Origin of the sequence: Zhongshania sp. (genome assembly GCF_047636175.1) — a bacterium.
GTDB lineage: Bacteria > Pseudomonadota > Gammaproteobacteria > Pseudomonadales > Spongiibacteraceae > Spongiibacter.
In genome coordinates, this window is record NZ_JBLIKC010000013.1 from 48,126 (window position 1) to 62,356 (window position 14,231).

The window sequence follows — 14,231 nt, forward strand, 5'->3', positions numbered from 1 at the left end:
CTCTATTGACACATATGCTGTAATCTCGAAAGACACATCTGCACAAACAGGCTATAAATTTAGTTAAGAGTAACTGGATGAGACCACTGGTATTTAAAGGTAATACTGGGGGTCCATGCGGACGCTTGCGAGAACAAGACAATTTACCCGTGCGACTAGAGTAGCAGGGCAGCTGCGCAACACTGTCGGTAAGTGAGGCAGGTTTACACACTGACGCTGCTAGATTGATTGATGTGGGTGGTAGCTTTAAGTACATGGACTACAACAAATCCACGAACCTTATTTGGCACCATGATTTTAGTGTGAGTGCGCTGCGGGATATTGCCGCTGGCGAGGAGTTTCTGCATGATTACGGTGATGGGCGGAGTTAAGCTGAAGCCTGTTGACTTGCTGTTATGCACGCGGCGCTCCCCCATCATCGTCGGCGTCTAAAGTCGTCTCGCCAGCAATAGTAATCACCGGCTCCCTAGCTTTTAAACGACACATCACGACAAAAAATACTGCCCGCCAATAAATGAAAATACAATCAGTGCGATGACGATCGCGCTATTACTCGCCGGGCCATAGCGTAAAGCGGGTGCAATAATCCGGTTGTTTAAGTAGAGCAGAGTGAGTGCTAAGAATGGCATAAACAAGGCGCCAGTCACCGAATATAAAATGATCAGCCAAACCGGTTTACCCATATATAGCAGCGTGATGGGTGGGATAGCTATATACACCAAGGCCAGTCGGTAGCCCTTATCATGTACCCCGGCGGTTGGCAGTTTACTGCGCCAGTGTGCGGTTGCGTCGGTGAAAATATATGGCACGCCCTGCCAAACACCCAGCATAGAGCTGAATACTGCAGCCCAAACGCCGATTAAAAACAGCTCTCTAAAGATTGGTTTGAGTAAGACACCAAGCTGGTCGGCCATAGCGAGTAATATATGAGTGCCCGATTCTGATGCCGGCGCAGACTGAGCGGCGAGAATCATAATACCCATGCCAAATAAGGCGGTAATCGAGTAGGCAATGAGTAGATCTAAACGCGCTAGTTTGAGTGAATTGGTGTTGTGCCAGCCTTTTTCCCGCATCCAATAGCCGTAGCAGAGTAAGGTAACGCTGCCGCCGACACCGCCAATAAGGGCGAGGATCAAACTGAAATGTTGAGTGCTTTCGCTGTTTGTCGTTGACGAGGCACTGCCAATGCTTGACCAATCGCTGGCCAGCAGCGCCGCCATTACAGTGGCAAACATAAGCAGGATGAGGATCTTCATTGCTTGCTCAAACAGCGAGTAGCGTCCAAACAAGACTAATACAATAGCGAGTAATGAGTGCAGCGATGCCCAGCTATTAATAGAGAGCTGAGGCATAAGTGCATGAGCTGCCAAGCCGCAAGCGGCCATTAGCGCAGCGCCGACTAAAAATGCCCAAATAAATAAATAGACCAGAAAGTAGTAATGTATCCAGCGCGGCAGATACTCTAGCCATCCTGCCAGCAAGGTCTTGCCGCTGCTCAGTTGCCAGCGTGCTAGGCCTTCGTTGAGAGCGAGCTTAATGAGGGCGCCGAAGGCAATGGCCCATAACAGTTGAGTGCCAAGGCGGGCGCCAGATACCGCGGATGCTACTAAATCGCCGGCCCCTAAGCCCGTTGCGGCGACCACAAAGCCGGGGCCAATTAGGGTTAGGGTGCGGAGATGTTTCATGCTGAGTGTCCTGTTAGAATAGCGTGTGCGCTTGCCGTGTGGGCTTTATGTCTGAATGTAAACCAATAGTAAGATACTGCTAGCGTCTTCGGTAGTGATGGTTGTTATTGAAAAAGGTGTACTTGAAGGTATGAGTGAAAAAGATAAATCACTTGATCGGCTTAAAACCGGGCCGTTTTCCCGTCGTTTTGAGCTTTCTAAGCTTGGCGTTCGCTACGGCGCACGGGCAGTGCGGCAGAGCATTTGGCAGCGCATTGGCGGTGACAACGCCGCGGCCTTGGCTAAGCGAACTGAAAATATCGATTTTTTTGTTGAAGAGCTTGGCCGCCTGAAAGGCAGCGTGGTGAAAATTGGCCAGATGATGGCCACTTATGGCGACTATATGATGCCGCCAGAGGTTGCCGAGGCCTTACACAAATTAGAAGACAATACCCCACCCATGTCGTGGCGCGCGATTAGAAAAGTGATCGTCGAGGAATTAGGGGAAGAGACACTCGCCCTACTGGATATTGACTCGGAGCCCTTGGCTGCCGCCTCATTGGGACAAGTGCATCGCGCGGTACTGCGTGAAACCGGTGAATTGCTATGTATCAAAGTGCAGTATCCGGGGGTGGAAGACACTATCGACGCCGATTTTAGCGCCGTTATGCAGTTAATGAGGGTGTCGCGTCTAATACCCAGCACTCGCAATTTAGATGATTGGTTCGGCGATATTCGTTTGCTGCTTCATAAAGAAGTGGATTACGAGCAGGAGCGTTGCGATCTGGATTTCGTGAGACATTCACTGTGTGAAGACCCCCGATTTGTGGTGCCTAAAAGTTATCCGCTGTTTTGCACTCGGCGCGTTTTAACCATGAGCTTTGAACAGGCAGCATCGGTTAATTCGGCAGAGGTTGCTGCACTCGCGCAGCCGCGCCGGGATCGCTTGGGGCGGGCGGTACTAGATATGTTTCTTACGGAGTTGTTCGAGTGGCGTCGCATGCAGACCGATCCCAATTTCGGTAACTATCGGGTGCGTATAGATGAAAATGGCAGCGATGATAAATTAGTGTTGCTAGACTTTGGCGCCATGCGGCTATTACCCGAAGGCTTTGCCAGCGAGTTTTGCGATATGTTACTGGCGGCCTGCGCCCGCGATAAACCGCTTTTTTTAAGTCGCGCCATAAGCCTCGGCTTTATGAAGTCGCATTTTCCTCAGTCGGTACTCGACAACTTTGTGGATATTGGTGTCGATATTGCCGAGCCGCTGCGTAAAATCGATAGCAGCGTGCCGGCGCGCGCGATCACTGAGGGTGGCCAATACTGGTGGCGCAATAGCGGTCTGCCGCAGCGTATTGCCAAGCGCGCAGTCACCGCGTCGATAAGTAAATATTTCGCGCTACCGCCGAAAGACTTTCTCTATGTGATGCGAAAATTGATGGGGGTCTACGCCTTGATTGCTCTTCTTGATGCAAAGTTTGCCGCTGACGACACCCTAGAAAAGTATGTGGCCAAAGACAAGACATAAAAAAGGCCGCAAAGCGGCCAAAAAGGTTTGAGACTGATAGGGTGGTAACTTCTAAACGTCGGGTGATCTTACGTAGGAAAGGTCTATTTGGTTCACATCATTGTTTGTGCGATACCTTCTATGTCAAGAGTCAGTTCTACAATTTGCGAGGCAGGGCCTAGATCGAAGTCGATACCGAAGTCTTTGAGGGCAATTTCAGTGGTGCCGTGGAAGCCGTGACGGACGCCGCCCCAAGGATCTTTGCCACCGCCAATTTCAGTCACCGCAATGGTTACTGGCTTGGTCACGCCGCGCAAGGTTAGAGTGCCTTTCATCTCTGCTTTACCGTCGCCAAAGGCTTTGAAACTGGTACTTTTAAAGATTGCCGTGGGGTATTTATCTACCGCTAAAAAGTCTTTGTCGCGCAAGTGCTTGTCGCGCTCGGCGTGGTTGCTGTCGATACTGGCGGTTTTAATCGTGACATTTACAGACGATGCGTCGGGCTTGTCGGGGTCGTAATTGAAGCGGCCTTCAAAGTCATTAAAGCGCCCGTATAACCAGCTATAGCCTAAGTGTTTGATTTTAAACTGCACAAAGGCATGGGCGCCAGCGGTGTCGATTTTGTATTCGGCCGCATGCAGTCCACCACTCAAACTAAGTAGTGCGGTGAAGCCTAGGGCGATGAGTTTTTTCATAGTTCAGGTTCCTTTTGAGGTGAGTTCGCAATAGTGTTGTTGGCGTCACGCCCCAGCATTTTTAGCAGGGTTGAGTCGCGGTTTATGAAGTGATGTTTCAATGCGGCAAGCGCATGAACACCGGCGAGTAAAATTAGTGCCCAGGCGAGAATTTCGTGTATCTCGCCGGCGATATCTTCTTGGTTTTCTATGCCGTGCAAGGTGGCGGGTACGCTGAAAAAATTAAAAACCTCTATCTGTCGGCCATCTGCGGTCGAGATTAAATAACCCGCTGTCATCAGCATCAACATCAAGCCATACATTGCGAAATGGGTGAGATGCGCGGTCGTTCGCTCCCATTTTTTTAGTACAGGGTCGTCTTTGGGGCGAATATTGATACTGCGCCATCCAATACGAGCCAGCAATAATATGAACAATAGAACGCCAATGCTTTTGTGAATGGTCGGCCCATCCTGGTACCAGGGGTCGTAGTAAGACAGCTGACGCATCCAAATACCTAAGGCAAACATGCCGATGACGACCATGGCCATCAGCCAATGAATGCCCACGCTTACCCAGCCGTAGCGACTGCGGGTATTCTTTGCTGGCATGACGGCTCCCTGTGTATAGCTATTTCTTATAGCATAAGTATATAAACAATTTTTTAATAGAAAAGTGCAAAATTCTGACTGAATTGATCGAATTATCAGATGAACGGTATGTATGGCTTGTAATTGTGCCTATCCCATCGGCATCATCCAGATGCCGAATTCAATGTGGAAGCAGTATTGAGTTTAGGAAAGCTAAACAAGCGAGGCATGCTCGTTAGCGTGGTCAAAAATGACTGTGCAGGGGGCTGCGGTCACTGATAGTAAATACAAGTGGCGTTTATTGCACTAGGCAAAAGAGCTGACCTAGATAGCGGCGCATAAAATCAGTTGAGCTAGACGAATTATCGACCGGCCAACATATTAGCTAGGCGATCAACTTCCGCAACCTCAGAGCTTGCTGGTACTAATTGAATCTCATCGCAACCTAAGGCCTCTATCGCGTCTAAGCCGTCCTTGATTGCGATGGGGTCGTGCATGGTCATCATCTTGGCAATATTACGCGCGTCTTTTTCGCCAAAGGTTTTTAAGTAATCAAAAACATAGTCGCTAAGTGCTGCCTCGGCATTCGCTGCCAGTGAATACCAGAACCCCGCCATGCGGTAGGGCTTTTCTTCGCGGCCAGATTCCTGCCATGCAGTATCGGCTGAGGTGAAAAAGTGGTTAATAAGGTCTGCGTTGCCATCCATTGCGAAGCCATACAAACCGTCGGCCCATTTAGAAACGCGTTGAATGCTTTTGGGTCCCATCGCGCCAACCAAAATCGGTGGTCCGCCAGCTTGGATGGGGGTGGGTCCCACTTCCTCTAAGCCTTCTAGCAATTCACCGCGCCAGACTTTCTTCATAATGGCAATTTGATCATCCATTTTCTGAAAGCGATTTTTAAAGCTGGCATCAAGTGCCTCATAGTCTTTTTCGCGTCCGCCGACACCGACGGTTAGTGTCACACGGCCCTCAGATAATATGTCGAGGGTGGCAATTTCTTTGGCGGCTTGCACTGCGCTGTGCATGGGTAAAACATATAAGGCAGGAATGATCCTGACGCGCTCAGTGGCTGCGGCGGCGAAGGCGAGAATATTGCGCATTTCATAGCTGTAGCCAGTCACTCGCTCGCCGCAGGACAAGCTGGCGAATGGTCCTTGGTCGATAATTCGACACCAGTCTTTAAAATTTTGGCGACTAATGCCGCGCTGCATATAGGGAAGGCAAACACCTATTTTCATATAAAATCCTGTGTGCTTATTTTTATATTGATAGAGGGCTTTGTCTGAGCGAGAGATGGCCGCAGGGCAAAGTCGTTAACAGCTATTGTACGTTCTCAATTTATACAGCGGGCGAATACCGCAAAAACACATGCTAAAGGTATAAATAAACAGACTAGGGTATTGGGCACTGCCGATATTAGATGATCATTTGTCGCCACCTTGCGGTGAGATTATCAATGACAAAAACTAATAAAGAGATACTCGGTATGGACGAGTTTTTGGCCTAGTGAAAAATACTAGCTCGCCAGAGTGGCGCTAGAGATCTTAGCGCTGACGAACTTGCCGCTTGTCCACATAAAGCGTTCGGCGTTACCTCTACCTTGCATCTGGGGTTCCATAGATAGGGGCTAGTGTTACGCTTGGTTCGCAAAAGTATTCGCTACGCTCACCAGAATACCCGTTCATTGTCGGGTATGACGGACGAGGTATGGAGTGTTTTTCCGGATGGTAGGGTATGACAGAGTTTGCAGTGGCTTTGATGGGCTGCCGGGTATTCCGCGATACAGTGCGGTGGACGTTTTGGGTGACACCCGGACAACCTAGATGCCACCTCGAACAATATTAAGGGTGTGACTGCATCACTGCTTCGGCAATATTCTTGATAGGGTCTATCTGGTTCATGCTGTAAAAATGCATGCCGGGTGCGCCACCTTCCATAAGAATGTGGCAGAGCTCGGTCACAAATTCATTGCCGAACTCAATAATACTTTGTTGGTCGTCACCGTAACCGTCTAATTTCTGAGATAACCAGCGCGGGATTTCTGCGCCGCAGTTACGTGAGAAACGCGCCAGATTTTTATAGCTGGTGATGGGCATAATGCCGGGATAAATCGGTTTATCAATGCCGGCTTTTTCGCAGGCATCCAAAAAGTAAAAATAGGAGTCGGCACTAAAAAAGTATTGGGTGATCGCGCTGTTTGCGCCAGCATCAAATTTGTCTTTGAGAAAGCTAATGTCGGCGTTGTAGTTTTTAGCGTCGGGGTGGATTTCAGGATACGCCGCAACATCTAATTGAAAGTGATCGCCAGTGTGCTTGCGAATGAACTCAACTAATTCTCGCGCGTAAACCAAACGGGTTACGCCGGTGCCAGAAGGTATGTCACCGCGTAGGGCAACGATACGATCAATACCAGCATCTTTGTAGTTGTTTAATAACTCTAAAATATCCGACTCTTCATCGCCACCAAAGGATAAATGCGGAGCCACAGACAAGCCGGCATTTTTTGTTTCCAGGACGATATCACGGGTATTATCGCGGGTGGATCCGCCTGCGCCATATGTCACCGAGAAGAACTCGGGATTGAGTGCAGCCAGTTGCTTGCGAATATCTTTTAACTTTTCCCTGCCGATGTCGGTTTTAGGCGGAAAAAATTCAAAGCTGTAGCGGTTTGCCATGATATGTTCCGGTAAGAAAGGCAATAAAGCCCCTCATAAATATGTGATTTAGAAATGCTATAACAAAATTATTGGCGTGCCGCGGACGACACGCCAATACACACTACTTAGTATTTATATTAGTACTTGTAGCTTTCTGGTTTAAACGGACCTTCAGCGCTAACGCCAATATAGTCTGCTTGGCCGGTACTGAGTTTGGTCATGACGCCACCAAATCCAGCAACCATGGCGGCAGCCACTTCTTCGTCTAGCTTCTTAGGCAATACTTCAACGGTGATTGTGGTCGCTTTGACGCTGGGCTCTAGATCGGCGAAGCGACGCTCGTATAAGTACATTTGAGCTAATACTTGATTGGCGAAAGAACCATCCATAATACGGCTTGGGTGACCAGTTGCGTTGCCTAGGTTTACCAAGCGACCTTCTGAAAGCAGAATCAAATGGTCGTTAGCGGCCTTGCTGCGGTAGATCAGGTGAACCTGTGGTTTAACTTCTTCCCACTCCCAGTTCTTGCGCATAAAGGCAGTGTCGATTTCATTATCAAAGTGACCGATGTTGCACACTACGCAGGCATTTTTTAAGCTTTTCAGCATATTAGAATCACATACATTGACGTTGCCAGTGGTGGTGACTAGCAAGTCGGTAGTACCCAATACTAAAGTGTTAATGCAGGCTGCGGTGCCATCATTGATGCCGTCGATAAACGGTGACACCACTTCAAAGCCGTCCATGCACGCTTGCATGGCGCAGATAGGATCTATCTCGGTAATTTTAACAATCATGCCTTCTTGGCGAAGCGACTGTGCAGAACCCTTGCCGACGTCACCGTAGCCAATAACCAGCGCTTTTTTGCCAGATAGCAGGTGGTCGGTGCCGCGTTTAATGGCATCGTTTAAGCTGTGACGGCAGCCATATTTATTGTCATTCTTAGCTTTGGTAACCGAGTCATTAACGTTGATGGCAGGCACTTTCAATTCGCCTTTCTTCATCATTTCGTGCAGACGATGAACGCCCGTTGTAGTTTCTTCGGTAATGCCGTGAATGATCTCCATCATTTCTGGATACTTCTCGTGAAGCAGGCCGGTTAAGTCGCCGCCATCATCCAGCACCATATTCGCATCCCAAGGCTTGCCATCTTTTAAAATGGTTTGCTCAAGACACCACTCATATTCATCGTCGGTTTCGCCTTTCCAAGCAAAAACCGGAATACCCGTAGCAGCAATTGCCGCAGCGGCGTGATCCTGGGTAGAGAAAATATTGCATGATGACCAGCGAACTTCTGCACCAAGCTCGACCAAAGTTTCAATTAACACTCCGGTTTGGATTGTCATGTGAATACAGCCAAGAATCTTTGCGCCAGCCAAAGGTTTTTCTGCGCCGTATTTATTGCGCAAAGCAATTAGTGCAGGCATTTCGCCTTCAGCGATATTGAGCTCTTTGCGGCCCCATGCTGCTAGGCTGATATCGGCTACCTTAAAGTCAGTGAATTCAGTTAATTCAGTTTTAATTTTCGTTACGGTGCTCATAGTCATATCCTTTGATTTCGTTGAATGCCGCCGAATTACAGCGCATTTTTAAGCGCGTCGGCGCGGTCGGTTTTTTCCCAGCTGAATGCTGTACTAGTTTCAGATTTAGTTTCGCCGTTTTCCTTCCACGTATACGTGTGTTGATAAGGATCTCGACCAAAATGACCGTAAGCTGCGGTCGGTTGGTAAATGGGATGAGCCAAATCCAACATTTTGGTGATGCCGTAAGGGCGGAGGTCAAACACTTCACGCACTGCCGTAATCAATTTTGCGTCGCTTACTTTACCGGTGCCGAAAGTATTAATAGCGATTGAGGTTGGCTCTGCAACACCAATAGCGTAAGACACCTGGATTTCACAGCGGTCTGCCAGGCCTGCGGCAACAATGTTTTTGGCAACATAGCGGCCAGCATATGCCGCGCTTCGGTCTACTTTAGACGGGTCTTTACCCGAGAACGCACCGCCACCGTGACGGGCCATACCGCCGTAAGTGTCGACAATAATCTTGCGGCCGGTTAAGCCGCAGTCGCCAACGGGGCCGCCGATAACGAAGTTGCCTGTTGGGTTGATGTGGAATTTTGTGCCCGCATGCAGCAGTTCAGGCGGCAAGACGTGTTTGATTATTTCTTCACGCACGGCTTCTTGTAAATCAGCTTGTGCAATTTCGGGATTGTGTTGGGTAGACAGTACAACGGCGTCTATCGCAACCGGCATGCCATTCTCATAGCGCAGCGTAACTTGGCTTTTCGCGTCTGGACGCAACCACGGCAATACTCCGTTCTTGCGAAGGTAGGCTTGACGCTCAACCAGGCGATGAGAGTAAAACAGCGGAGCGGGCATTAATGATTCGGTTTCGTTGGTAGCGTAGCCAAACATCAAACCTTGGTCACCGGCGCCTTGATCTTCTGGGTTGGCGCGGTCAACACCTTGGTTAATGTCGACTGATTGTTTGCCAATAGCGTTCAGTACCGCGCAGCTTGCACCGTCAAAACCGACGTCTGAGCTGTTGTAGCCAATATCGATAATCACGTTGCGAATAATGTCTTCTAGATCTACATAGCAAGATGTGGTCACTTCGCCGGCAACGATCGCCATGCCGGTTTTAACCATGGTTTCAACTGCGACACGAGCGTACTTATCGCGGGCAATAATGGCATCTAGCACGGCATCAGAAATCTGATCGGCCATTTTGTCGGGGTGTCCTTCCGATACCGACTCCGATGTGAATACGCTGTAGTCAGACATTTTATTGGGTCCTTTGTGGTTACCGGCGCTTATTAAACGCTGCGGTGCTGGTGTGTTAATAAAGTAAGGTGCGAGTAAAGGGGATCTGGCTTAATAAATTGCCGAACCTGTACTCGAAATCCATTCAGTTGTGCTAAATACGCCGCTGGACCATCCTGTAAACCACTGGCCTGTGCCCACTCCGTTAAATCGTCGGGCTCAAAACCCAGCCATAAATCGCCGCAAGCCTCTCTTGCCCAGCTTTGATCGTGGCGGCATAAATCCGTTACGCAAAATAAACCACCGGGTTTTAGCAAACGAGCTGCGTCTTTAAAAATGTCGGCAGGCGACGGTACATGATGGAGCACCATATTACTGATTACACAGTCTGCGGCATTCTCTTGGAGGTCAGAGTTGCGGCTGTCACCAAGAATAAACGAAACATTGTTAAGCGCCTGCTGGTTTATAAAGTTACTGGCGCGGGTAAGCATGGCATCAGCATTGTCTACGGCGACGACGTTTTCATAGTGCGGTGACAGCTCAGCTAAAAAGGCCCCTTCGCCGGGACCGATTTCCACCGCCAATTTACCTCCGGCGGGCTGGCTGCTGCGCAGTAACTCTAGGCAGCTTTGGCCGTAAACGCCGTAGGCGACCATCTGCTCCTGCTGTTCGCCAAACTCGCCGGCGTATTCTGCAAAAAATGCGCGTGACCGATCTGCTCGGCCCATATAAACCTGTTCTAGGCGAGTTTGCTGCTCTGGGCTTAGGCTCATTAAATCAGTGCTGCTAAGCAGGGCGTCATGTAACTCACTTAAAGAAGGGTGACGCGGTGTATAGGTGCGGCGATAAAACAGGTTATTGCCTTCACGCCGCTTGGTAATCAATCCAGCCGTGGTCAGGGTTTTAAGATGGTGGCTCATACCAGGCTGACGGCAGTCAAGGATGTGACACAGCTCTTGCACCGAATAGGCGTCGCGACTCAACACTCTTAGCACCTGTAGACGCATCACCTCGCCGCCCGCTTTGCAGAGTTGCAAAAGCTGGGTGTTGAGGGCTGGCGGAGCAGCAATTGGCGTGGGTGCAGTTTTCATGACGTGGCAGTGTAGCAGGGCTTTTTGCCTATATCAAAATATATTGATATAGGTTTGTGGCTGTGGACGGTGCTTTGCTCAAGACGGAAAATGCTTGAGATCTTGCCTTAATGCTTAGCTGGCTTTGAGGTAGTTATGGCAGGTAGAGGGGTATTAAAGAGTCGGGAAGCCAGGTCGGGGTATAGCCGAGCGCAGCGGGCATGGCTGCGATCGGTATACATAAATGAGGTGCTTACGGGTGAGCGCGAATACTAGTCACTTCTCTCCCAGCGGAAAGTCACACGCCCATTACAGGGACTGCGTTGCTTGGCTTCGACGGCAATGAGTGGCGAAAAATTCGATAGAGAACTTGGCCGAACTGAGACGGCAGTGAGCCGCTATTGTAGTGCTGGCCGTATTTCTTACAGACTTCTTGAACTTTCACGGACAGTTCTGCGTAGCGACGCGCCGGCACCGTTGGGAATAAATGGTGTTCAATTTGATGGCTGAGATTGCCCGATAGAATATGAAATATCTTGCCGCCACGTAGGTTGGATGAGCCGCGCAGCTGGCGTAAATACCAGTGACCGCGACCTTCTTTTTCCATAATGGATTTTGGGAATACTTCGGCGTCGGCGGTAAAGTGACCGCAGAAGATAATCATATAGGTCCAGAGATTGCGGATTAAGTTGGCCGTTAAGTTACCGCTAAGCACCGCGAAAAACATAGGGCCGGCGAGCAGGGGGAAAAACACATAATCTTTAAGAAGTTGATAACGGGCTTTTTTCAATACCGGCTCTAACTCCTTTTTAATCACTGCCTTGGATTTTCGGCCGCTAAATACTTTACCTAGCTCAAGCTCTTGAATCGCTATACCCCATTGAAATAGCACGGCAAGTAATAAAGCCCAAAGTGGCTGCAGCAGATAAAACGGGCGCCAGCGCTGCTCCGGGAATAAGCGCAGTAGGCCGTAGCCAATGTCGGCGTCCATGCCTTTAATATTGGTGTAGGTGTGGTGCAAATAGTTGTGGCTCTGACGCCAGTTGTCCGATGTGCCAGCGATATCCCATTCGAAGGTTTTACCATTGAGGGCTGGGTCGTTCATAAAGTCGTATTGGCCGTGCATCACATTATGACCGAGCTCCATATTGTCGAGTATTTTGGATATTCCCAGCACTAGAGTCCCGAGAATCCACGCGGGCGGAAAAAAGCTGAAATATAGCAGGGCTCGACCTATCACTTCGCTATAGCGCACGGTTTTAAGTACGCGGCGAATATATCTGGCGTCTACGTCGCCCACGTCCTGTAGCGCCGTTTGCTGGATGACATCAAGTTCGGCGCCAAAGGCGTCTAACTGTTCAGGGTTTAGCGGTCGATTTTTGACATGGCTCATGGTGGGTTTTCCTCTTTTATAGGTCTAGCTGCAGCGGGCCATTGGCTCTGCTGATACACAAGCGGATTGACGAATTGGTCGTGTTGTTTTGCTCGCCGCTGAACTGATTGGTGGTGCTGCCCTGTAATTTCTGGCAGCTACAGGTATTGCAGATACCCATGCGGCAACCGGATTCAACCGCAACGCCTTGAGCTTCTAAGGCATCAAGCAAACTCTCTTCATTGGAGACGTGAATAGTTCTGCCGCTGCGGTTTAATTGAATCGGTATCTGTTGCTGGACCTCGCTGTTGGCGGCAGTAGCCGGCGGCGTGAAGGCTTCAGCAGTAAAGTCGGGAGCTTGAGCACTCAGTAATGAGCGGGCAGTTTCAACAAAGGCGCTGCCTCCGCAGGCATAAATTATCGTGTCGCGGCAGTCGCCATGCAGCTGTTTAATTTGCTCTTCACTTATGCGGCCATCCGCTGGCGCCGCAGATCGCGTTGTCAGCCGGTGGACTTGCAGTTGCGGGTTATTGGCGCTCAGCTGGTTGAGCTCATCCTTAAAGCAGAAATGCGTTTCGTCATAATCCCAGTACAGCAAAGTGGTCGGTGGGCAAGTCTTCGTCTCGCACCGTTGGCGGAGTAAACCCATCAGGGGGCTGATACCACTACCGGCAGCGAGAAGGAGCACAGGATTTTCGCATTCGGGCTCGCTTGGCAAGCTCATGCCGCCAAAGGCCTGGCTAATTTCAAGGACGCTGCCGACCTTAATTGCGGTATGTAAATACCCGCTCATTTTACCCTGTGGGTCATGACGTACGGTTATTTCAAGATTCATTTCAGAGTTTGCTGTGTTCGATAGGCTGTAACTGCGGGTCACCCGGCGCCCCTCGATTTCGGCAGTGACATTGATATGCTGCCCCGCGTGGAAGCCAGCGAAATTTTTGTTGGGCCGCAAATGAATACTAAGGCTATTGCAGCCATTGCGTTCTACACAGAGTACCCGGGCAAAGCAGCGTTGCCAGGCTGCCGTTGTGCCAAACTCTCGCGCCCAAAAATCATAGCCGTCTGGGCCGATAAGGCTGGCGAGTGCGCGCTTTGAAAAGCTTTGCTTGCTTGTTTGCAGGCTCATTATGACTATGTCCGAGTGTGGATTTCCGAGCAAGTATACACATGTATATACGCTCGTGTATACGGTTGTGTATTCATCTGTATATACAGGCGCCTAAACATGCATTAGGCTGTCGGCATGAATTCAGGTGGTGGTGCTTAATGAGCAGAATAGAATTAGAAGCAGTGGCCTTAACTGAGCGTGAAACTCGCAAGGGCTCGGTGGCGGCGCAAGACCTTATGGATGCCGCCGTGGGCTTATTGGATTCACACCGCAGCGTGTCGACCTTGAGCTTGCGAGAAATAGCCCGCGCTGCAGGGATTGCGCCAAACACCTTTTATCGTCACTTTCGTGACGTCGATGAATTGACGGTGGCCGTGATTGATCAGGCTGGTCGCAGCTTGCGCGGGATTATTCGCGAGGCGAGGCAGCGTCTGTCGATTGAGCGCAGCGCCATCCGCACTTCGGTTGAAGCCTTTATGGATCAACTTGACGCTGACCAGCGATATTTACATGTCTTGCTGCGGGAGATGTCCACCGGCTCGGAAGCCTTTCGCCAGGCGGTAGACCGCGAACTTAGTTATTTTGAAGATGAGCTGCGGGAAGAGCTGGAAAAAATATCCGCTGCCACAGGCCATAAAGTTCATGAGCCGGGTTTGGCGGCCAAGGCGATTACTCGCTTGGTAGTGGCTATGGGCGCCAGTGCGGCGGACGCATCTAAGGAGCGTCGCGGCGAGATTACTGAGCAAACAGTCGTGATGATTCGTATGATTATGGAGGGCGCCGAGCAACTGGCGCGGAAAGCAGCCAAGGCTTGAAATG

General features: G+C 49.9%; 13 protein-coding genes. 2 read left to right on the top strand and 11 right to left on the bottom strand.

The features are described from left to right. Positions 1-203: 203 nt before the first annotated feature. Entirely contained in the window at positions 204-401 is a 198-nt protein-coding gene (locus tag ACI955_RS09480) for a hypothetical protein (protein ID WP_415243504.1), read from the bottom strand. 84 nt (positions 402-485) lie between these two features. Beyond that, positions 486-1,685, bottom strand: coding sequence for an Nramp family divalent metal transporter (locus ACI955_RS09485; RefSeq protein ID WP_415243505.1), 1,200 nt, complete (start codon positions 1,683-1,685; stop codon positions 486-488). A gap of 97 nt (positions 1,686-1,782) precedes the next feature. Between ACI955_RS09485 and ACI955_RS09490 the strand changes: the two genes are divergently transcribed. After that, positions 1,783-3,192: an ABC1 kinase family protein gene (locus tag ACI955_RS09490; RefSeq protein ID WP_415243559.1), complete on the top strand. Its 1,410-nt coding sequence runs from the start codon at positions 1,783-1,785 to the stop codon at positions 3,190-3,192. A gap of 92 nt (positions 3,193-3,284) precedes the next feature. Here ACI955_RS09490 and ACI955_RS09495 read toward each other — a convergent pair whose 3' ends face one another. The 9 genes from ACI955_RS09495 to ACI955_RS09535 all read right to left on the bottom strand — a co-directional run bounded on the left by ACI955_RS09495 (position 3,285) and on the right by ACI955_RS09535 (position 13,430). Next, on the bottom strand, positions 3,285-3,866 hold the full coding sequence (locus ACI955_RS09495) for a YceI family protein (protein ID WP_415243506.1): 582 nt from the start codon (positions 3,864-3,866) through the stop codon (positions 3,285-3,287). Beyond that, a complete protein-coding gene (locus ACI955_RS09500) occupies positions 3,863-4,456 on the bottom strand; it encodes a cytochrome b (RefSeq protein WP_415243507.1) in 594 nt (197 codons plus the stop codon). Before ACI955_RS09500 ends, ACI955_RS09495 begins: the two co-directional genes overlap by 4 nt. Positions 4,457-4,797: 341 nt before the next feature. Beyond that, on the bottom strand, positions 4,798-5,676 hold the full coding sequence (locus ACI955_RS09505; protein WP_415243508.1) for an LLM class flavin-dependent oxidoreductase: 879 nt from the start codon (positions 5,674-5,676) through the stop codon (positions 4,798-4,800). 603 nt (positions 5,677-6,279) lie between these two features. After that, a complete protein-coding gene (metF, locus tag ACI955_RS09510; protein WP_415243509.1) occupies positions 6,280-7,113 on the bottom strand; it encodes a methylenetetrahydrofolate reductase [NAD(P)H] in 834 nt (277 codons plus the stop codon). Between the two features lie 119 nt (positions 7,114-7,232). Further along, positions 7,233-8,636: an adenosylhomocysteinase gene (gene ahcY / locus ACI955_RS09515; protein ID WP_415243510.1), complete on the bottom strand. Its 1,404-nt coding sequence runs from the start codon at positions 8,634-8,636 to the stop codon at positions 7,233-7,235. A 35-nt stretch (positions 8,637-8,671) separates the two neighbouring features. Next, positions 8,672-9,880, bottom strand: a complete 1,209-nt coding sequence (gene metK / locus ACI955_RS09520) for a methionine adenosyltransferase (RefSeq protein ID WP_415243511.1) — start codon at positions 9,878-9,880, stop codon at positions 8,672-8,674. A gap of 32 nt (positions 9,881-9,912) precedes the next feature. Further along, positions 9,913-10,950, bottom strand: coding sequence for an ArsR/SmtB family transcription factor (locus tag ACI955_RS09525; protein ID WP_415243512.1), 1,038 nt, complete (start codon positions 10,948-10,950; stop codon positions 9,913-9,915). Positions 10,951-11,227: 277 nt separating this feature from the next. Then, a complete protein-coding gene (locus tag ACI955_RS09530) occupies positions 11,228-12,322 on the bottom strand; it encodes a fatty acid desaturase family protein (RefSeq protein WP_415243513.1) in 1,095 nt (364 codons plus the stop codon). 16 nt (positions 12,323-12,338) lie between these two features. Then, complete coding sequence (locus ACI955_RS09535) at positions 12,339-13,430, bottom strand: flavin reductase family protein (protein WP_415243514.1); 1,092 nt, start codon at positions 13,428-13,430, stop codon at positions 12,339-12,341. Between the two features lie 140 nt (positions 13,431-13,570). Between ACI955_RS09535 and fabR the strand changes: the two genes are divergently transcribed. After that, entirely contained in the window at positions 13,571-14,227 is a 657-nt protein-coding gene (gene fabR / locus ACI955_RS09540; protein WP_415243515.1) for an HTH-type transcriptional repressor FabR, read from the top strand. Positions 14,228-14,231: the final 4 nt, after the last annotated feature.